This window comes from Acidiferrobacterales bacterium, assembly GCA_028820695.1.
In the GTDB taxonomy this organism is placed as follows: Bacteria; Pseudomonadota; Gammaproteobacteria; order Arenicellales; family JAJDZL01; genus JAJDZL01.
This window is the reverse complement of sequence record JAPPIB010000016.1, coordinates 1-20,478: the sequence shown is the minus strand read 5'-3', so window position 1 is coordinate 20,478 and position 20,478 is coordinate 1. Positions and strand designations below refer to the sequence as shown.

Below are 20,478 nucleotides of genomic sequence, written 5' to 3'. Positions count from 1 at the left end.
ATTTATGTCGATATAATTATACCACAAGTTCCGCTTATAATTGATGGTAATTAGGAAAGACAATAGTCAGCTGACGAGGGATGGGGGCCACCGTACGATAACACAACCTTCGGACTGGATTGGGCGAACACACCGTTGAATCCCAGCACCTTGGGAATTGAAACCATGGTGGACCGTACGGGGGTGGTTATGTCCAATCAGATGGCTGCGTCAGCTGATCACCATTGGCCAGGGAGGTTGTATTGGTCAGCTTATTCGAATTTTAGCAACTACAATGACAACACAAGGTTAGTCGCTGCAATGTAAACTGTCTGGACGCCGGAACTTTTGGGCAAGTCCGATTCGGATCATAGTGCACAGTGAATAGAAGAGAAAACAGATGCTGAAGGTTTTTCTTACGTTCGTAGCTGGTTTGGCATGTGTTTACCTGCTGCTCGCAATGAGTGTTTTCTTCTACCAAAAGCGCCTGATTCACATTCCCTTCACCGCCTATGCCCAAACGCCGGAAGACAGGGCGATTCCATATGAATCTGTCGTGTTGAGACAACCCGCCGGCGATGCCGCGTTGAACGGCTGGCTCATTGACACTCCGGATTCGAAGTATACCGTTCTTCTCTTCAGTGGCAATGCCGGCAATATGTCCTATATGCTCGATTCCATCGAGTTTTTCCATCAACTTGGGCACGCTGTTTTCATTTACGACTACAGGGGGTACGGTGCCAGTACAGGAAAACTTACCGAGCGTGCTATGTACGATGATGTCCGGCTGGCATGGGAATATCTGACAGAAGTCCGGCAGACCTCCCCGGACAACATAATCGTATTCGGCAGATCACTGGGCACTGCAATGGCCAGCTGGACTGCCTCCGAATACGACCCGGCAGCGTTGATCATGGAATCAGGGTTCACGTCCCTTGCAGATCTGGCCAGAATCTACTATCGATGGCTGCCGACCGGAATCCTGCTCCGATTTCACTACGACAACCTGTCCCGAATCTCGCAGGTAAAATCTCCGACTCTTTTCATACACAGTCCAGAGGATGAATTGATTCCCTACACACATGCGCAAAGGCTCTACGCAGCAGCAACATCCGAAAAGGCACTCCTGACAATTTCAGGCGATCACAACTACGGCTATCTCGACAGTGGTGAGACTTACACCGGCGGGATCAGGGAGTTCTTGATACAGTTCGTCTATTGACTGCTGGACGCTGATTCAGACCTGCGCCGGCGGGCAGGTGATATTCAGGAGCTTGCAGATCCGTGAGATCTGAACTACAGATGCTCACCGCCGTTGATGTGGACTTCCGACCCGGTTACGTAACTCGATTGCTCCGCGCATAGGAAGTAGATGGTCTGCGCGACCTCCTCCGGCGTACCCAGTCGATGCAACGGAATTGACTCGACCAGATCACTGGTGCCCGGCGAAAGAATGGGCGTATCGATTTCCCCTGGAGCAATCGCGTTGACGCGAATTCCCCGCGCACCAAAGTCCCAGGCCATCTCTCGAGTCAACGCAGCGAGTGCGGCTTTCGAGGTCGCATAAGCAGTTCCGGCAAATGGATGAACCCGGCTGCCTGCGATCGAAGTGACGTTGACGACCGACCCTCGCCCTTTTGTCAATTCATCCATCAATCCTCTCGCAAGCACGATCGGAGCGAAGAAATTCACCTCGAATACAAGTCGCCAGGTGGCCATGCCGGTGTCAGCCGGTCCCAGGCGTCCACCGGTCCCGTTTTTCGGAGAGATGCCTGCGTTGTTCACCAAGGCATGCAATGCCCCGCCGGAAAGCCTCTTTTTTAGTTCCGCCAGCCCGATCGAACGATGATCGGGGTCTCCGAGATCGATCTGAATATGATCCTCTTCGCCAGCCTGCCACGGGCACTCGGTAGAAAAGGCGCGTCTGGAACAGGTGATGACGCGCCAGCCCTTCTCCTCGAAAAGCTTGGCGGTCGCGTGTCCGATACCCTGACTTGCACCCGTCAGTACCAGTGTTCTTTGCTCACCTTCCGCGAGCTGCTTGGGCTCCGGCTGCGGCATGGTCTTGCCAGTGATTGGACACTTGTCTGCTTCAGGCTGTCCTGTCGCGTTCATAACATTGGCCTCCGTGCCCTGTCAGTCCTCGTCGGGCTGAATGAATTGTGCCTGCAGTCGCTTCTGAATCTCCATCGGTGCGGGCTCATAAGTTCCGAACTCCAGGACAAACGCGCCTTCGCCACCGGTAATCGCATTCAGTCTTGACTGGAAATCGGACATCTCCGCCAACGGTGCGGAGCCTGTAATCCTGACCGCGCTGTTGGCCAGAGAATCCGTATCGCTGATACGGCCCCGCCGCGATGACAGTTCGCCAGCGATGTCTCCCATGTTGGAGCTGGGTGCGGTAATCGATACATCGGCAATGGGTTCGAGGACAATCGGACTGGCTTTGGAAACTGCGTCGATGAACGCTTTTTTTCCTGCGGTGACAAACGCCACCTCCTTCGAATCTACAGAATGATACTTGCCGTCATGAACCACTACCCGGATATCCTGCAAGGGGAACCCGGCGATGGCGCCATTTTCCAACACCTGTTTGACACCCTTCTCAACCGCAGGGATGAACTGGGACGGAATCACGCCACCGACAACATTGTCGACAAACTCAAAGCCCTTGCCGCGCGGCATCGGTTCCACACGCAGGAAAACCTCACCGAACTGACCGGCACCGCCAGTCTGTTTCTTGTGCCGGCAATGCCCTTCTGAAATCTTGCTCACCGTTTCCTTATAGGGAATCGTCGGCACCGAAGTCGTGACCGATACGTTGTAGATCGTATCCAATCGCTCAAGTGCGATTCTCAAATGCAGGTCGCCAAGGCCGCGTAGTACGGTTTCATTGGCTGCCGGATTACGTTCCAGATTGATACACGGATCCTCAGCCGCAATTTTCTGCAGGGCTTCTGCGACTTTCTGTTCGTCACCGCGGTTTGCAGACGAGATTGCAAGTCCGACCATCGGCGTTGGCAGTTTCGCCGTCCTCAGGCTGACCGGCGAGTCAGAACTGGATGCAAGCAGAACGCTGTCGTGTTCGATCTCGTCAATTTTCGCCAGCCCGACAATGTCGCCAGCCACTGCTTCCGAGACGTCAGTATGGACTTTGCCCAGCATTGAAAACAGGTTGCTGATACGAACGGGTTTTCTGGCGTCACCAATGAATAATGAAGCATCCTTTTTCAGTGTGCCCTCAAATACCCGAATATTGCCAACCTTGCCGACGAAGGGATCGAATGCAATCTTGAATGCATGTGCGACAACATCCTCACCTGAATCAGGTTTCAGTTCTCTCACAGTTTCAGTTGCATCATCCGAAATTGTGAGTTCGGCGGTTTTGCCCTCGTTTGGGTTCGGGAGCAACCCGTCGATCAGGTCGAGCAACTCCCCAATGCCCGCGCCCGTCTGCGCAGACGTAAAAATGACCGGTATCAGATGACCTTCCCGCATGGCTTGCTTGAATACCGGAGCGATGAGATTGTCCGGCAATTCCCCATCTTCCAGGTATTGTTCCATCAGATCTTCGTCCACTTCCACAATCTGATCCGCAATCGCAATATGCGCATCATCTATGGAGGAGAAATCCGGCGAGCCATCAGATTTGAACAGACATCCAACGACCGAGGCACCGCTGTCAGAAGGAAGATTGACGGCCAGACATTCGCTTCCGAACTCATCCTGAAGCGAACTGTAGATCGATTCCAGGTCCTGATCGGGCAGATCAATCTTGTTCACCGCAATCGCAGTGCAGATTCCCAATTCTCTGGTCAGATCCACTGTTCTGCGTGTCATGGTTTCAATTCCATTTTGCGCGTTTACCACAATCACAGCGGTTTCAACAGCAGACAGCGAGGACAGTGCGGAGCCCATAAAATCGGAATAACCGGGCGTATCGATCAGGTTCACACGCCTATCCTTGCAGTCAAATGACATCACAGACGAGACTAGGGAGCGCTGATGTTCCTTCTCCAGTGCATCGCAGTCACTGACCGTGTTCTTCCTGGCAATTTCACCGGCGCTCGGAATGACATTCGCGGCATGCAACAATGCCTCGCTCAATAATGTTTTGCCGCTGCCTGCCTGTCCGAGCAGGGCCACATTTCGAATGTCATCGGTTGTATAGGGCATTAACTTTCTCCTGGCATGTCTGGTTGAAGTTCTTTAGCTCTGTTCCAGTTGTTCCAAAGCGGATTCGTCGATTATAGGGTATGGAGAATCGAGTTCAATTTCTTGTGTATTGTCATCCGGGTCAGATCGATCGATCACGACAAACTCCTGTTCTTCCCGGAGCACCATCAAGAAATGATGCCATACCCCTCTCGCGTAATTGACACCTTGTTGTCCATTCGTCACAAAAACCTTCAATTCATTCAGGTCGAAGTCATCAGACGACTTGGCAACCGCAATCAGGAATCGACCGGCACCTCTCGGGATGAACGCCTGACTCGCGTTCGGATGACGCTCCATCTTACTGATGCGCAAGGGCATGGGAAGCGGCTTTGCGCGGAAAATACTCAATGCCGGCCGCCCGCCGTCGGTAATGTCGAGGTGGGCCAGATGCTCATAGCGATCTGCATAGCCATGATTGATCGCTCGCGAGGGGCGGTCGGTGGTTTCAATCACATCACCGTACGCCTCGAACGACTCAGCTGTCAGTGGTTGTGGAACCAATACCCTTGAACCGGACATGGACTTTGTCCCAAACGCCCGAAAACGACCAACGCCGCCGTCGGGATAAATCTCAAGTTTCAGATGAGTAACATCACCTGTTTGTTTGATATCTTTTTTGAATTCATGACTTTTATCAGCCTGAAGCGCTGCATCCGGCAGCAGAGTCATCCAATGGTCGGAGTTGTTGGCCAGGTACTCTTGCGATGCGCCCGGTGCGAATATTCCTCGCACCGCACAACGGGCCGGATAGTTACCCTTGAAGTGTAATGTGTCGACCTCAATGCGCCCGACCACTGCAGGATGGCCCAGTTTGATGATCGCCCAATCAAAGCCCTCGCCTCGACGCCGACGTGTCTCCCAGCCATCACCCATGTTGATTGCCCTTCCCGGCTTAAGCAGGTTCCACATATTGCCGAAGTGCATGTCACTGCAGGCGACCGCAACACCGCCATTATGCACCGATGCAAAGTCTGTCTCCTCGTCCTCACCGACCAGGTCCCAAACTTTGTGGACCTCCCCGTAAACCCTCAGACGGGCTACTCCGCCATCGGGATATATGTTCAATCGCAGGTAATTCCAATTTTGTTCTGACCGCACCATGAACACGTTGCTTGAGTCGCCTTCGAGAGAGGATTTCGGGACGACTTCTTCCCAGACCGTCGAATCGTCGGGTTCTGACATGCAGTCGCAGGCATCTATGCTGACGTGCTCGGGATAGTTGCCGGTAAAGTGGGACGTATCAACATCAAAACCGTAAATTCTGCCGCGACAGATTCTAATGATGCAATAATCGTGACCGGGCGTTCGTCGTCTTCGGGACTCCCAGCCGTCCATCCACTTCCCGCGTTCGGTAAACTTGTCTTCAATAAAGACCGGAGGTTCCTGTTTCAACAACCCTTCTTTCTCAGCAAAGAAATCATCTGTTGCGTACAGGACTTGCGCCCCCAGGTCCGGTTGCGCAAGGTTGACGAACTGTTGCAGATTCAGCCGGTCAGTCATCTAGTCTTGCAGCAAGTTCCGGTTCGAGAAAATTCTCAATCCAATGATTTGCAATGTCGACTCGACGACAGATCCACACATCATCAAACGACGTGATGTATTCCAGGAATCGTGCCACACTCGCCGCTCTTCCAGGACGTCCGGCCAATCGGGCATGCAAACCGACTGACATCATCTTGGGTGATTCCTTTCCCTCGGAATGGAGCAGGTCAAAAGTATCTTTCAGGTATGAGAAGAACTGATCTCCACTATTGAATCCCTGCGTCGTCGCGAAACGCATATCATTCGCATCCAACGTGTATGGAATGATCAGATGCGAGGTTCTGAATTGGTGGTCCCAATACGGCAGGTCATCACTGTAGTCGTCAGAATCGTAGAGAAATCCACCATTTTCGACAACCAGTCGGCGTGTGTTCGGACTGGTTCTGCCGGTATACCATCCCGCCGGACGTTTTCCGGTAACGTTCTCGATCGCAGTGATCGCAAGACTGATATGCTCCCGTTCTATATCCTCGTTGACATACTGATAGTCGATCCAGCGATATCCGTGACAGCATATTTCGTGACCATCTGCGGCCAGTGCCTCGATGACACCCGGGTTTCTCTCAACGGCCATTCCCACCGCGAAGACAGTGATCGGTACCTCATACTCCCTGAATATGCGACGCAAACGCCATACACCGACCCGGGAGCCGTATTCGTAGATGGATTCCATACTCATGTGACGTACACCCATGCGAGCGTCGGCACCGACAATTTCAGAGAGAAACGCTTCAGAGGTCGCATCGCCATGCAGGATGCAATTTTCTCCACCCTCTTCGTAGTTCAGCACAATCTGCACTGCGATTCGCGCACCATGCGGCCAACGGGGATGTGGTGGATCCGCACCATATCCAATCAGATTTCTCGGGTATTGAAGTTCCATATCCTTGCCTATTCCATTAAATTTCGATCAACCAAGGGCTTGCGCACTTTCGTGACTGAAATAAATTTTAATTCAAATCCACGAATGCCGAACAAAATGCGAGTACGTATCCAACCGTCAGAAGATTGTGCGGGAAGTATTTTCCGTCAGTCATTATCGTTCAAAAAACGACTGAGAATATTAGCCGTCAATCTGGAAATATTGTTGTCAAAACCATTCCAAGGCAGGCTGCCACAATAAGTGATCGATCCGACGGAAAAGACCTAACCGACCTGTCCGGTCTCGAAAAGCACCATATCGGATCGGATCAATTCGGAAACCGGGTCGCCGGCGCGCGTTGAAAGGTGGGTCAGAATCTCCTCAGGCACCAGCACAAAGTGATCAGGATAGGTTTCTGAGCTTGCGAGCACCACTGTGTTGTCCGACGTTCCCAGAGAATAATCCACGCGATCCAGCTCAAAGCCCGCTGCGCCGCCACCATTCAATCCGAAATCCCCCAGAATTTCGTCATCTATGCCTTCAAAAACCCATTCATATTCGCTGGGCAGTTGCGAATTTCGTCGGTAATAGGCACCCTGAAAGTCTCCCTGTGCGGAGAATCCAACAACTCCAGCCTCGCCAGACAGATGACTCAGATCGCTCTCAGAATCCGGTATGACTTTCACAACGCATGGTTTTTCGATCTTCCCGTTGTAGAATCGATCCAATCCACCCTCACCCGACGCTGCGATCAGCAATCGGTCAACTTCGGTCAGATCCGGGACCGCGGCACACTCGAATTCCTCGGTTTGCTCAGTGTGGGTCCCGAATTGCGCCTCGAGTGCCTGTCGGTCGAGCGAAATACGACAATCTGCCACATCCACACCCAACCAGACTGTGTACCACCGGCGTCCCGCCAATTCCGAATCTGGCATTTCAAACACCTGTCGGTCGACCCCGCGCCCGGTGATCGAGGCGGTCAATCTGCCCGTCTGACCGATACCCAGCTCGATCAGCGGTGAGCCGGCTGAATCCAGCAAACTGAGTATGCTCTGCGGTCCGGCTTCGGGCAAGGTTGGCCAGATATTCGCTACCACGGCAAACTTCGTGAGAGACGCAAAGCGATGTGCCGCATCCACCGAAGCGTAGGAGCCCAACTGGACATTCTGAATTCTTGATGGGAACTGTCCGGAAAAGACCGACGAATAGTCCTCTTCCAGGATGCCGGGACCATCCGGGTTGGGATCGGCACAGACAATCCTCACCATACGAGCCGAATACGGCTGGGTGAAGCTGCTGCTGACCTTGAATTGCATGGTCTCGCCCTGGCCGACAGACCAACGGTCCGCATAACCCGCTATTGGAATCATCGATGTGGCTCTGTTTCGTGAACTGAGGTGTGAAATTGTATTTTAATAGGGATTCTTCATTACGGATTCAACGGAATATTGAAGCTTACAACCGACAGGTTCTTTGCACCGGAACACCAGCAACCGCAGGATTGGGACAAACTTGCGGAATATCTGGAAACCCAGGGATTTCAATTCAATCCTGCCGTGGTGCCGAGACAGTTTGTCGGCGGGTTTGGAAACCTGAACTTTCTGATCGAAATCGACGGCAAGCCTCAGGTTCTGCGTCGCCCGCCGCTGGGGCCTCTGCCGCCCGGAGCCAACGACATGGTCCGGGAATTCCGCGTGACTTCCAGACTTTGGCAGAAGTTCCCGCTCGCGCCGAAGGCGTTGCTGCTGTGTGAGGATGTCAAGGTGCTCGGCGCACCTTTCCTGATCATGCAATACAGGCCCGGAGCGGTGATTCACATGGAATTGCCACCGGAGCTGCATGACAGGACCTGGCAGTTGTCCAAGATGATTGTTGAGGTCCTGTGCAAATTCCAGTCGGTCGATCCGGCGCGGGTCGGATTGGACGATCTCGGCAGACCGGAAGGATTTCTGAATCGTGCGGTCGAAGGCTGGATCAAGAGGTATTCGGTGGCTGCACAGGACGTGTACACAGATCGCAAGCCTCCGGAATCTGCCAGCGACATCATCCGTTGGCTCCGGCAGCAACCGGTTCCAGATGCCGGATTCACGTTGTTGCACAACGACTTCAAATTGAACAATATTGTGCTGGATCTCGAAGATCCTGTGACGCCGATCGCCTTGCTCGACTGGGACATGTGCACCCGCGGCGACCCATTGTTCGATTTTGCGACTCTCCTCAGCTACTGGGTCGAGCCCAACGATCCTCCGGCACTCAACAAGGTGGGCCAGATGCCGACTTCAACATCTACCGGATGGATGAACCGCAAGGAGGTCACCGATTACTACGGCGCCATGAGCGGACAGGATCTATCGGATATTCACTACTATCGCGTACTCACCGCCTTCAAGCACTGCATCATATTCATGCAAATCTACGCACGGTTCTGCAGAGGCACCACAACCGACCTGAGAATTGCTGAACTGGGACCGGCTCTTGACTCCTTGTTCGAGTTCACCCATGACGTGATGAAACATCGATACTTCTGAATGTTGGCTTGAGCGAGCTACCAGTCCTCCAGGGGATACGAAGTCAGCATTTCGCAGCCAGTCTGTGTGATCAAGACCTGCTCTTCGAGTTTTACACCTTCTCCGCCATATTTTGACCCGATATAAGACTCGACGCACAGCGTCATTCCGGGTTCGAAAACCCCGTCATAGCCCTTCTTGTCGTAGTCCATCGCATACTTGATGCTCGGATACTCGTCAGCCAGACCGACACCATGTGCGATGACGCCATATCGTCCGTCAACAAATTCCTCCGGCATCGGCCACGCTTTGTGGGAAAACTCGGCAAAGCCGAGTCCAGGTTTCAATAACTCGGTGTTGAACCGTATCTGTTCGGCGGCCAACTGGTACAGGCGGGCCTGCTCGGGACTGGGTTTCACATCTCCGCAAATCCACGATCGTGACATGTCACAGCAATAACCGTAGGGTCCGATCAAATCCGTATCGAAGCTGACCATGTCGCCTTTCTCGATGACTCTCATGGAAGATTCCCGCATCCATGGGTTGGTCCGGGGGCCGGATGACAGCAATCTGGTCTCTATCCACTCACCACCCAGAGCGACGTTGGTTTCGTGCAACTTCGACCAAAGTGCGTTTTCAGTTATACCTGGGACCATCGCGCGCCGCATGTTCTCAACCGCGATCTCAGTCACCTTGATTGACTGACGCATCAATGCGAGTTCCTCATCAGATTTGATGACACGGGCATTTTCCATCACTTCCTGCCCTTCGTAGATATCAATTCCAGATTCCTGAAGCGCTTGAATTCCGAGAATACTGCACCTGTCGAGCGCGAGTCTGCGATTGCCACCACCGTAGGTCTCAACCAGGTCAGTAATTTCCCGAACAAATTTCCGCGCATTGTCATGGCATCTGGGACCAGCAGAAAAGTAGTAAAACGGAGTGATGACCCGATACTCATCGATCGTCGGCAAGTCCTCAGCAAGATGCGGCATGTTACCAAAGTCCCAAAGGATCACAGGGCCTTCGGTCGCTACGAACACGCAACGCGCTTCGTAGTGGGCGCACCACACCTGCATATTTGTCGCATCTGTGACGTAGCGGGTATTCAACTGATCAAACAGCAGCGCCCCGGCAAGATCGAGCTTTTGCAGTTGCTCGCGTACCCTGCTCACGCGATACCGACGAACCTTGTCAAGATCAACAGGCGGCTCGGAAAATTCCATTGCCCCGTGTTGACGATTATTCACTTTGCCCATTTGGCTCAACTCCAGTTACGAAATTTTTCAGTTAATTTACACGAACTCGAACCGTAAAATTTACAAAACAACGTCATGTTTTCGATTCTTTGCAGCACTCAATCCGCATTGCCTGATGCGCGACTGAGTCGGATCGGATTCCGCTCGTGGTTGACACGGCCTGATTGGGACAAGTTGCAACCAGAGTCCTGTCCGATCACTCGCAGTCCATTCAGGAACATCTTGCCGCCAAAGATAATTGGTGACCGCTGTATCATTTCGATATCTGGCAACCATCTTCACGATACTCAGGAGGCAGGAGATGATTACACCCGGTATGGTCCATTGGACAGAATTGGTCTCAAGCGATGTGGATACATCCAGGAATTTCTATGTGGAAATGTTCGGTTGGGAATTCGAGACAATATCGATGCCGAGCGGAGTGGATTACACGATCTTCAAATCGAACGGCGCACCGGTGGCCGGCATGATACCGATGTCATGCACGACTGCACCGGCAGATACACCCAATCACTGGTTTACCTATTTCACGGTCGACGATATCGACAATGCCTGTCAGATGACCATCAAGGCAGGCGGATCCGTATTGCGGGCGCCGTTTTTTGTACCGGGCGTCGGTTCGCACGCTATTGTGGAAGCGGCTGATGGCAGTCCTTTTGGCATCGTGCAACCGGACGCGAATTGTGACTGAAAACTGAGTGTGTATCGCCAAGCGACCTCAGGTCAGGTGATGGGGCAGGAGGTGTGCTTGAAAAAGGGGAAAACCGAGACTGACCTGAAGGAGATGTCAATCGATCTGAAGCAGTCATTCCCAATTCACCAATACGTCGAATTGGCTGTATCTCGGGGGTCGGGAACACGCTGTCTTGGAAATTTCAAATTGTTTACCGGTATTCGAAATTTTTACTACAATAAGGGCGGATTGAAAAATCAAACTTAGATAAATCATCTCAATTTATTACTACAAATGGAGATTAAGGAATGTTAATGAAACCCAAGAGTCTAATTTCTGCTGCTGTTGGTGTACTGTTTGCAGCCAGTGGTCTGACCGCTGTCCAAGCTCAGGAACTGGTAGTCGTTTCGTGGGGCGGAGCGTACTCGGCCAGTCAACAGAAAGCCTACCATGATCCATTCATGGCAGCGAATCCTGGCGTCACCATCGTCAACGATGACAGCGCAGCAGAAGGAGTCGCCAAGTTGAGAGCGCAGCAGGAAGTCGGTAACGTGACATGGTCTCTTCTTGACGCGATTGCCGCTGATACCATTTCGCTCTGCGACGAAGGCCTCATCGAAGAGATCGATCACGATGCCATGCTCTCACCCGCACCGGATGGAACTCCGGCAAGCGAGGACTTCGGCGCCATGATCGTATCCCCATGTTTTGTTCCGCAGATCGTATACTCGACCACTTTCGGTTACAGAACCGATCTGGTTCAGACCGCGCCGACATCTATCGCCGATGTGTTTGATATGGGCAAGAATCCGGGCAAACGTGCGCTGGAGAAAAAGCCGATCAACAACGTCGAGTGGGCATTGCTCGCGGATGGCGTCTCTGCGGATTCCGTTTACGACGTACTTGACACACCGGAAGGTGTCGCACAAGCATTTGCGAAACTGGAAACCATCAAGGATCAGGTCGTGTGGTGGACTCGCGGAGCGCAACCTACACAGTTGCTGGCCGACGGCGAAGTTGTCATGGCCTCGGCTTACAATGGCCGTCTTTTTTCAGCCATTGAAGAAGAAAAGCAGCCGATTGCCATGATGTGGGACTGGCAGGTGTTCGATATTGACGGTTGGGTGATTCCGAAAGGTGCACCACACCGCGATAAGGTTGTAGAACTGTTGAGGTTCGCGACTGACACCCAACGCCTTGCCGATCAGGCAAAATTTATTTCGTATGGACCTGCACGAGCATCCTCCGCCCCGTTGGTCGGAAAACATGCGACGCTCGGAATCGACATGGCACCACACATGCCGACCGATCCGAACAATGCGAAAACAACCTTGCTGTTCAACTATGAGTGGTGGGCTGACAATCAGGATGACCTGAATGAACAGTTCGCTGCCTGGATCGAGCAGTAATCGTTTACGGGTAAGTTAGGAAAAGTGATGCAGATGACACATTGATCGTCTGCATCACCCTGACTGCTCGCACCCCCTAATGCATTAACTGCCACAACATCCCCTATCGTATGGCCACAACTGCAGACGCTCCACTTACGACGGTTGACGGCACGCCGTTGAAAGTCAGCTTGGCCCGAGCGCTACGCCGGGACAAGATCAAGTCAATGCTGTTGGTCGCGCCATTGCTGGTATTCATCACCCTGACGTTTGTCATTCCGATTGGCGACATGCTGTTACGCGGTGTGGAAGATCCGATTGTTTCATCCTACCTGCCCAAAACAGCTGCCGAACTTGAAAACTGGGATGCGACGTCCGGAGAGCTGCCCGGTGAGAACGTTTTCGAGGCGCTCGTGATGGATATCAAGGCCGGCGCACCGGACCGTGTGATCACCCGCGTCGGAAAACGACTGAATTATGAACAGCCCGGGATGTCCAGTCTGTTCAGAAAATCACAAAGACGAATACCGAAACTTGAAGAAGGAGGTCCCTACAAGGACGCCGTCATCAAGGTCGATAAGAAATGGGGTCAATTGACGACCTGGCAGCTGATCAAGACTTTCAGTCCGACTTTTACCGCAGGATACTTTTGGGCCGCACTGGATCTTCAGGTAACACCAAGCGGTGATGTCGAATTTCAGGATGAGAAAAAGCGAATCTATCTCAAGTTGTTCCTTCGAACTCTGTATCTGAGCGGCGTCATCACCTTGATGACCCTGATTCTGGGTTATCCAGTTGCCTACCTGCTGGCAACCTTGCCATTGAAGTCCAGCAATATTCTTCTGATGCTGGTCCTGTTGCCGTTTTGGACATCGTTACTCGTTCGAACAACCTCTTGGATCGCCCTGCTGCAGCGCGAAGGTGTTATCAACGACCTTCTTGTAGGTTTGAATCTTATCGACTCTGAGAATCGCCTTGGGATGATTCACAATGCCACAGGCACGATCATTGCAATGACTCACATACTGCTGCCCTTCATGATTCTGCCGCTTTACAGTGTCATGAAGACAATTCCACCAAGTTATATGCGAGCGGCTGTTTCCCTAGGTGCGCATCCCGCTTCCGCATTTTTCAAGGTCTATGCACCCAATACAATTCCCGGAATCGGTGCAGGCGGGATTTTGGTATTCATTCTAGCCATCGGCTATTACATCACTCCGGCATTGGTTGGCGGAACATCCGGCACGTTTATCTCGAACTTCATCGCCTATCATGTCTCTGTCTCGCTCAACTGGGGATTGGCTGCGGCACTGGGAATCATCTTGCTGGGTCTGGTGCTGGTTCTTTACTTGCTGTATGACAAGATTGTCGGCATTGACAACATGAAATTGGGCTGACATGAAAAGCAAACTGCCTCCATATATGACGACGCTTGAGCGGACCTGGCACTATCTTTTCCGTGTCATCTGCGGACTGATATTCCTATTTCTGATTTTTCCGATACTTATCATCGTTCCGCTGTCATTCAATTCAGTCCCGTTTTTTACGTTCACACCGGAAATGCTGTCCTTCGATCCGGAAGGTTACTCCCTTCGCTGGTATAAGGATTTTTTCACCAACCTCAACTGGCGCGGCGCGGTCAACAACAGTTTCATCATCGCGATATTCTCTACATTGATCGCCACGTTACTCGGAACTCTGGCAGCACTGGGCCTGAGCCGGCGAAATATTCCCTACCGCACGATATTGATGGCGGTTCTGATTTCCCCGATGATCGTCCCGCTGATCATCTCGGCATGCGGCATGTTCTTCTTCTATTCGAGAGTCCACTTGCAGGGAACGCATCTGGGCGTAATTCTTGCGCACGCCGCACTGGGCACGCCGTTCGTTGTGATTACCGTAACTGCAACATTGGTTGGGTTCGACCGCAGTCTGATTCGCGCGGCAAACAGTCTCGGAGCCGATGGAGTAACGACGTTTTTCAAGATTGTCGTGCCGCTGATTCTGCCAGGTGTAATTTCAGGCGCACTATTCGCGTTCATCACCTCATTTGACGAAGTTGTGGTGATTCTGTTTGTGGGAAGTTTTGAACAGAGAACCATTCCGTGGCAGATGTTCTCAGGAATTCGAGAGCACATCAGTCCAACTATTCTGGCTGTCGCCACATTGTTGGTCCTGGTCTCTGTTGCGTTGCTGACAACAGTTGAGATGTTGCGCAGAAGAGCCGATCGCATGCGAGGCGTCCATACCTAGAGTCAGCGTTGGCGATCATGTTTGATCGTCCGACTCCACACAAGTCGGAACCTGCGTCAAACATTCTGCGCTTGGATTTTGGCCAAATCTTTGGTCGATTCCTACCAATATGCAGTACACAGAATTGCGGGGTAATCAACCGGCATCGACAATTTGCTGTACATGGAGTATTGATGGAATGATGTGCGTGAGTCCATCGTTCAGGCTGATCAGCGTGCGAGTAAAATGACACCAGCCAAGACGCAATTTGACAGTCTTTATCCGTCCTGGCGTAGCGTCGGAAGTTCAAGTGGGAAGGATGTTTCACGTATGGATGGAAACGTCGCGTTCCCAATCGTCCGTGACGTATTATTTGGCAATAACCTGAGAATAGTTTTGCTCATGATCAAACTCGACTCCAGGTCTGGATGAAACCTTTGTGCAAGTCGGACGCGACCAACTCAATATAATGCCGTTTTTTGTCGATCAAACTGGAACCTGAAAATCTGAACCAAAAGGACATGACTGGTAAAAACTTTGACTTCATCATCATAGGTGCGGGTACTGCGGGGTGCGTTCTTGCCAATCGCCTCTCGGAAAATCCACAAAACTCAGTATTGCTGGTCGAGGCAGGATGCCGGGATACAAATCCGTGGATCCACATTCCGGTGGGATACTTCAAGACCATGCACAACCCCAGGACAGACTGGTGCTATCAGACTGAACCTGATCCAGGGTTGAATGGACGATCGATCAAGTGGCCTCGCGGCAAGGTTCTCGGCGGTTCAAGCGCCATCAACGGTCTGCTATACGTACGCGGGCAAGCCCAGGACTATGATGACTGGGAAAATTTAGGCAATCCTGGCTGGTCGTACCAGGACATGTTGCCCTACTTCAAAAAATGTGAACACCAGGAACGCGGTGCTGATGACTACCATGGCGTCGGTGGAAATCTGAAAGTGTCCGATATGCGGCTCAAACGCGGAATCGGTGATGCATTCATCCAAGGCGCTGCCGAGATCGGAATTCCCATGTCGGAGGATTTCAATGGCCAAGATCAGCAAGGTGCTGGCTACTATCAACTCACGGCTTGGAAAGGGAGACGATGCAGTTCTGCCGTGGGATATCTCAAGCCGGTCCGTAATCGTCGCAATCTGACAGTGGTCACCAATTCGCTCACCTGTCAGATCGGAATAGAAAATCAAAAGGCAATCACAATCGACTTGAAAAGAAGTGGGCAGACCGAGACCTACCGGGCAAATCGAGAGATCATTCTGAGCGCAGGATCGATCAATACTCCGCAATTGCTGATGCTATCCGGAATCGGAGATCAGAATCACCTCAAGGACTTTGGGATCGGCATGAAGCGCCACCTGCCCGGTGTCGGCAGCAATCTGCAGGATCATCTTCAAATTCGTTCTGTGTACAAATGTTCGGTCAAGACACTGAATGATGAGGTTCGAAACCCCTTTTTTCGAATGCTTATCGGATTGCGCTATTTCGCCTTTCGTACAGGCCCGATGTCAATGGCAGCCAGTCAGATCGGCATATTTACCAATTCCTCACCTGAAATCGAAAGGCCGGACATCCAGTTTCATTTCCAACCACTCAGTTCAGACAGCCCGGGGGAAGGTGTTCACGACTATTCAGGAATCACCTCGTCAGTTACGCAATTGCGGCCGACCAGTCGCGGCCACCTGCATCTGAAGTCAGCTCACCCGGAAGACTACATCGCAATTCATCCCAACTATCTGAGTACCGAGCTGGACCAGATTACCACCGTCAACGCAATGCTGGTCTCCAGAAAAATCGCACAAAGCAATGCGATGTCGAAGTTTGTCGAAAGTGAAGTGCTGCCAGGCGAATCAGTGCAGGGATTCGACGAGCTTCTGGACTGTGCAAGAAATATCGGAGAGACCATCTACCATCCAACCGGCACCTGCAAGATGGGTCCGAGTTCTGATCCACAGGCGGTGGTGGATTCAAGGCTCAGGGTGCACGGGATATCCTCTCTTCGTATTGTTGACGCCTCAATCATGCCGACACTCACCTCAGGAAATACAAACGCACCTGTATTTGCTGTCGCAGAAAAGGCTGCAGATATGATTTTGGAAGACGCATAGCTGCAAGAATTTCGGCTCAGATACTGTCGTCCACTTCTGCGCCGGCACCTCGCTGTCTCGATTGCTCACTGGCCGGAACAAAACACTGCGCAGCCACCTCCTTAAGCCGCCAGTAAATCTCCTCCCCGACATCGATTCTTGAATTCTTTGCAGAAATCAGCTGATCGTCTGCCAGTTGCATGCGTGAGCCGATACAAAAACGCTGAAACAGGGTTTCATAGCCAATTTCACTTATTCTTGCGCAATGGATTTCCATTTCGTCCTGACTTTCCAAAAAGGGCAATTCGTTCGCGCCCGAGTTCGTCCACACACTGCCATTGCTGAAAAAAACCTGACTATTGGCGCCTTCAGCACTGAATTCATACCCTTGACGTGATCGCTGAAGCAATGTCGGTAAAAGGAAATATGGATACCGGACATGGCTCAACTGTATACGACTGGATTCTCCAGGCGACTTTCCACAATTCACCACCAGCCAGTCGGCGATTGCAACCCACGCATCTGGGTACAGGTCTTTCGCGGAAAAATTTTCGCCCGAATAACTATCCAACCTCCGGTCGATGGTTGAGTCCTGAGCAATCGCAGGAATGGATTGTGCCAGATCAAATAAAGTCGGATAGCCCCGCAACACTAGCCACACAATCGATTCCGCGACTTCGTTATCCAAACCTGGTGGTAATCCGACAGCGGATAGAAATCGCTGACACAATGTCATTGTCTCGCTTTTAGACAGATCCATTCATTTATTACCAACGAATCTGACGATTTCAGTTCTCACTATTTCCATGAACGAATGGAAATGCCCAGTCATCGGCATCGCAGACATCCAGTTCATCCATCAATGGCGCTCCCTGAAACAGCGTGATACGAGTCCAGAGATCTGACTTTGGATCAAATCGGGTGGCACCAAATGTTGCAAGCTTGAAGCGGAGTAAATCGATCGGGCGGCAGCTGGCGTCCAGAAGATTCTCCTGAATTTCTGCGTATGGATACTCGCAGAGCGAATGAATTCGATTGGCAATGTGACGGTAGTGTGGGCTTGTGCGCAGGAAATTGATCACAGACGACTGTCTTTCATTCCGTGAAAGGCTTGTGATATCTCCGTATAACTTGAAGATATCTCGAGCCACATGGATACGCATCTCTAACTCTGAGCCTGGGTCCTCGTCTCGCAATCCAAGTCTCGGCTCCTCCTTTTCGGCGGAAATGTACCAAAACTGACCTTGTGCGTCCTTCCCATCGAAGTCGATGTCCAACGCCCATGCATAATTTCGCTCGATATGTGACTTCAATTGTTCGATCGTCATTGACGAATCGATGTTGATCGGAGCTTCATTACTGCCCATGAATCTGTCCAGATCATCGACAAGTTCCGGATACAGTTCAAGAATCAGGCTGTGTATCAATTCAGCACATTCCAGACTTGCCGCGCCGGTGGCCCACTGAGTCAGATGCTGCCAGGGATATTGTCTTTCGTGAAGTGTCCGGACCAGCTTGTGCACCTCGACAACCTCATCTTTAAGGACGCGAACTCGCTCCGATTGCTGACTGTCAGTGGAATTCCATTGGTCAAGGTGCGCCTTGAGCCGCTCGAGAAGTTCATCACATCGCTGTACAACCGATACGGTCACAGACTTTTGAGACTTGACCCTGGAAAGCGCAACTTCCCGTAACCACACCCACTGATGAATCAACCTCGGATGGCTGACCAAAAACGGTGCCATTCCTAACCCTGTGGCATTGCCGACACCTACCGCGCGCCTTAGAGGTCTGGAAAGTTGTACCGCCTGCTCACCACCTCGGCGGCGCGCCAGATGATCAACCAGGTCCAGGCTCAGCTGGCGAGCCATATAGACTGTCAGCATCTCCGCCTGAAACGGCGGCCCGAACGGCGAAACGCGTTTCACCTGATCGTAGTCCATCAGTCCGAACTTGCCATTGCCGTATACTGCGGTGGTTCGGGTCAGATAACCGATAGAAGCAATATCAGACGCAGATGGCTGGCGACCAGCCGCCAGCGAATCAACAACCGAATTGAACAGCCGTACACTTTTATTCGCCCGGCTCAATACGATTTCCCGGCTGCTCAGACGACCTGCTTCCTGGAGCGGGACCTCCCTGCCCAATCGCTCGATGTCCTTTTGTCCGGCCTCACCGTTGAACAGGGTGAATGACATATCCCACTTCTCTGCAATGACCCGGTCTGTGCGATCCTTATCGTCAAGTTGAGTGGAAAAAGCGATAAAGCTCAGCGGCCCGGATGGTGTGACAATTGAGTAAACCAGATTGCCAAGCCCGTCAGCGTCCAAGGACTTCCTGACTGGATCAAAACGCCATTTCTCAGCGTGCATCCTGCGCACCAGGGTACGGGTAAAACTGAGACGACTGGGGTGCATGGATCCCAACCGATCAAGTCTCATCACCTCGGAAGGTGGGCGAAGCGCGACTTCCGGAAGCTTGATCTCGTCAAATTCCAGTGCGGGATCGCTCATGCCGAACAGAATCCATCCTGAAAGAACCGATACCAGTTGCCCCCCATGATCAAGCCGACCTCGTCCTCACTGAATCCTGTCTGCGACAGACCGTCTGAAACGTTGCTCAGATCTTCGTTCTTTCTGAACCACGGTGGGTAGTCAGGCCATTGCACCACAGGCGAGCCTGCACGCTGATCCGGAAATCGCCATGTGCCGCTACGCATATATTCCAAATGTTCGGAAGGCCAGCCGAGACACAGGTCTGTTCCCAACCCCAGATGCTCTACTCCGATTAAATCGGCAGTTTTGGCGACCATGCTGCAAAACGACTCGAGAGAACATTGCGTTCCACCCGCCAAATGCAGCGGATATAGACTGAATCCAAGCATCCCGCCACTTGCAGCCAGCTGAACCAGCAAATCGTTCGACTTGTTTCTGGGATTGTCACAAAAAAAGCGAGGGTTGGCATGGGTAACAGCAATCGGACGTTCCGAGAATTCGATCGCTTCCATGCAGGTCAGTTCCGACGTGTGGGACACATCGACAATCATACCGAGCCGGTTCATCTCCCGAACGACATTACGGCCAAAATTTGTAAGGCCGGAGTCCCTGGATTCACAATAGCCGGTTCCGACGAGACTCTGATTGTTGTAGGTCAGCTGCATGATGCGCACACCCTGGACATGGAACGCTTCCACCAACGCCAGATCGTCCTCGATCGGAGAACTGTTCTGAAAGCCCAATATGATTCCAGTGCGGCCCGAATCTCTTGCCTCGTCAATGTCGTCGATGGTTTTCACCGCCATGATCAGATCATCATGTTCCACAAACCAACGATCCCACTGTCGAATGGTCTTCAATGTCTCCGCACAGTCGTGCCAAAAGGCAACGGTTACATGAACAGCATCCAAATCGGCGTTCACCATGCTTTGGAAAATTTCACGATTCCAATTCGATGCTTGCAATGCATCAATTCTTGGGGTTGTGGCAGCCATATCCTTACACAAGCCTCTGTTCAGAAAAGTAATGATTGGATTGGAACAAAATTTTAATTGGTTGAATGGGTGTGCGCGAAGATTTTTCGTCACCGCCCCATCATCAATCGGTCCTTGGGAGGTCTGCACAAAGGACAAGACAAAGCCGAGACTTATTGCATAAATTCCCATAGCCCTGAAATCTCTTTAGACAAGTCAAAAACAAGAAAAGCCCTGCCGGTATAAT

16 protein-coding genes are annotated in these 20,478 nt (G+C 51.9%); 7 read left to right on the top strand and 9 right to left on the bottom strand.

Annotation, left to right across the window (positions count from 1 at the left end; translation table 11 throughout):
- Positions 1-379 precede the first annotated feature (379 nt).
- Positions 380-1,201: an alpha/beta hydrolase gene (locus tag OXI60_02260; GenBank protein ID MDE0308642.1), complete on the top strand. Its 822-nt coding sequence runs from the start codon at positions 380-382 to the stop codon at positions 1,199-1,201.
- Positions 1,202-1,275: 74 nt separating this feature from the next.
- Here OXI60_02260 and OXI60_02255 read toward each other — a convergent pair whose 3' ends face one another.
- The 5 genes from OXI60_02255 to OXI60_02235 all read right to left on the bottom strand — a co-directional run bounded on the left by OXI60_02255 (position 1,276) and on the right by OXI60_02235 (position 7,971).
- Positions 1,276-2,094, bottom strand: coding sequence for an SDR family NAD(P)-dependent oxidoreductase (locus OXI60_02255; GenBank protein ID MDE0308641.1), 819 nt, complete (start codon positions 2,092-2,094; stop codon positions 1,276-1,278).
- A 21-nt stretch (positions 2,095-2,115) separates the two neighbouring features.
- Entirely contained in the window at positions 2,116-4,155 is a 2,040-nt protein-coding gene (gene fusA, locus OXI60_02250; GenBank protein MDE0308640.1) for an elongation factor G, read from the bottom strand.
- Between the two features lie 33 nt (positions 4,156-4,188).
- Positions 4,189-5,697: an allantoicase gene (gene alc / locus OXI60_02245; protein MDE0308639.1), complete on the bottom strand. Its 1,509-nt coding sequence runs from the start codon at positions 5,695-5,697 to the stop codon at positions 4,189-4,191.
- Positions 5,690-6,622 carry an allantoinase PuuE gene (gene puuE / locus OXI60_02240; GenBank protein MDE0308638.1) on the bottom strand — a complete coding sequence of 311 codons (933 nt, stop codon included), beginning with the start codon at positions 6,620-6,622 and terminating at the stop codon, positions 5,690-5,692. The genes alc and puuE overlap by 8 nt, the downstream gene beginning before the upstream one ends.
- 263 nt (positions 6,623-6,885) lie before the next feature.
- Positions 6,886-7,971, bottom strand: coding sequence for a hypothetical protein (locus OXI60_02235; protein ID MDE0308637.1), 1,086 nt, complete (start codon positions 7,969-7,971; stop codon positions 6,886-6,888).
- A gap of 78 nt (positions 7,972-8,049) precedes the next feature.
- On the opposite strand from OXI60_02235, the gene OXI60_02230 reads away from it, so the two are divergent.
- A complete protein-coding gene (locus OXI60_02230) occupies positions 8,050-9,129 on the top strand; it encodes a phosphotransferase family protein (protein ID MDE0308636.1) in 1,080 nt (359 codons plus the stop codon).
- A gap of 17 nt (positions 9,130-9,146) precedes the next feature.
- Here OXI60_02230 and OXI60_02225 read toward each other — a convergent pair whose 3' ends face one another.
- Positions 9,147-10,367 carry a Xaa-Pro peptidase family protein gene (locus OXI60_02225; protein MDE0308635.1) on the bottom strand — a complete coding sequence of 407 codons (1,221 nt, stop codon included), beginning with the start codon at positions 10,365-10,367 and terminating at the stop codon, positions 9,147-9,149.
- Positions 10,368-10,608: 241 nt separating this feature from the next.
- Between OXI60_02225 and OXI60_02220 the strand changes: the two genes are divergently transcribed.
- The 5 genes from OXI60_02220 to OXI60_02200 all read left to right on the top strand — a co-directional run bounded on the left by OXI60_02220 (position 10,609) and on the right by OXI60_02200 (position 16,783).
- A complete protein-coding gene (locus OXI60_02220; protein ID MDE0308634.1) occupies positions 10,609-11,058 on the top strand; it encodes a VOC family protein in 450 nt (149 codons plus the stop codon).
- A 290-nt stretch (positions 11,059-11,348) separates the two neighbouring features.
- On the top strand, positions 11,349-12,449 hold the full coding sequence (locus tag OXI60_02215; protein ID MDE0308633.1) for an ABC transporter substrate-binding protein: 1,101 nt from the start codon (positions 11,349-11,351) through the stop codon (positions 12,447-12,449).
- A gap of 110 nt (positions 12,450-12,559) precedes the next feature.
- Positions 12,560-13,825 (top strand): ABC transporter permease, encoded by a 1,266-nt coding sequence (locus OXI60_02210; protein ID MDE0308632.1) that lies wholly within the window; start codon positions 12,560-12,562, stop codon positions 13,823-13,825.
- Position 13,826: 1 nt separating this feature from the next.
- Complete coding sequence (locus OXI60_02205) at positions 13,827-14,681, top strand: ABC transporter permease (protein MDE0308631.1); 855 nt, start codon at positions 13,827-13,829, stop codon at positions 14,679-14,681.
- 500 nt (positions 14,682-15,181) lie between these two features.
- Positions 15,182-16,783: a GMC family oxidoreductase N-terminal domain-containing protein gene (locus tag OXI60_02200; GenBank protein MDE0308630.1), complete on the top strand. Its 1,602-nt coding sequence runs from the start codon at positions 15,182-15,184 to the stop codon at positions 16,781-16,783.
- Positions 16,784-16,799: 16 nt separating this feature from the next.
- On the opposite strand, the gene OXI60_02195 is transcribed toward OXI60_02200, so the two are convergent.
- From OXI60_02195 to OXI60_02185, 3 genes are read right to left on the bottom strand one after another with little or no spacing between them, the layout of a single operon-like run.
- On the bottom strand, positions 16,800-17,522 hold the full coding sequence (locus tag OXI60_02195; protein MDE0308629.1) for a hypothetical protein: 723 nt from the start codon (positions 17,520-17,522) through the stop codon (positions 16,800-16,802).
- A gap of 28 nt (positions 17,523-17,550) precedes the next feature.
- Positions 17,551-19,275 (bottom strand): hypothetical protein, encoded by a 1,725-nt coding sequence (locus OXI60_02190; GenBank protein MDE0308628.1) that lies wholly within the window; start codon positions 19,273-19,275, stop codon positions 17,551-17,553.
- On the bottom strand, positions 19,272-20,252 hold the full coding sequence (locus tag OXI60_02185) for a membrane dipeptidase (GenBank protein ID MDE0308627.1): 981 nt from the start codon (positions 20,250-20,252) through the stop codon (positions 19,272-19,274). Before OXI60_02185 ends, OXI60_02190 begins: the two co-directional genes overlap by 4 nt.
- Positions 20,253-20,478 lie beyond the last annotated feature (226 nt).

Excerpts from the sequence above, each read along its gene's own strand:
- fusA (MDE0308640.1), bottom strand. The coding sequence starts at position 4,155 with ATGCCCTATACAACCGATGACATTCGAAATGTGGCCCTGCTCGGACAG.
- OXI60_02225 (MDE0308635.1), bottom strand. The coding sequence starts at position 10,367 with ATGGGCAAAGTGAATAATCGTCAACACGGGGCAATGGAATTTTCCGAG.
- OXI60_02255 (MDE0308641.1), bottom strand. The coding sequence starts at position 2,094 with ATGAACGCGACAGGACAGCCTGAAGCAGACAAGTGTCCAATCACTGGC.
- OXI60_02205 (MDE0308631.1), top strand. The coding sequence starts at position 13,827 with ATGAAAAGCAAACTGCCTCCATATATGACGACGCTTGAGCGGACCTGG.
- OXI60_02200 (MDE0308630.1), top strand. The coding sequence starts at position 15,182 with ATGACTGGTAAAAACTTTGACTTCATCATCATAGGTGCGGGTACTGCG.
- OXI60_02215 (MDE0308633.1), top strand. The coding sequence starts at position 11,349 with ATGTTAATGAAACCCAAGAGTCTAATTTCTGCTGCTGTTGGTGTACTG.
- OXI60_02260 (MDE0308642.1), top strand. The coding sequence starts at position 380 with ATGCTGAAGGTTTTTCTTACGTTCGTAGCTGGTTTGGCATGTGTTTAC.
- alc (MDE0308639.1), bottom strand. The coding sequence starts at position 5,697 with ATGACTGACCGGCTGAATCTGCAACAGTTCGTCAACCTTGCGCAACCG.
- OXI60_02210 (MDE0308632.1), top strand. The coding sequence starts at position 12,560 with ATGGCCACAACTGCAGACGCTCCACTTACGACGGTTGACGGCACGCCG.
- OXI60_02190 (MDE0308628.1), bottom strand. The coding sequence starts at position 19,275 with ATGAGCGATCCCGCACTGGAATTTGACGAGATCAAGCTTCCGGAAGTC.
- OXI60_02195 (MDE0308629.1), bottom strand. The coding sequence starts at position 17,522 with ATGGATCTGTCTAAAAGCGAGACAATGACATTGTGTCAGCGATTTCTA.
- OXI60_02235 (MDE0308637.1), bottom strand. The coding sequence starts at position 7,971 with ATGATTCCAATAGCGGGTTATGCGGACCGTTGGTCTGTCGGCCAGGGC.
- OXI60_02185 (MDE0308627.1), bottom strand. The coding sequence starts at position 20,252 with ATGGCTGCCACAACCCCAAGAATTGATGCATTGCAAGCATCGAATTGG.
- puuE (MDE0308638.1), bottom strand. The coding sequence starts at position 6,622 with ATGGAACTTCAATACCCGAGAAATCTGATTGGATATGGTGCGGATCCA.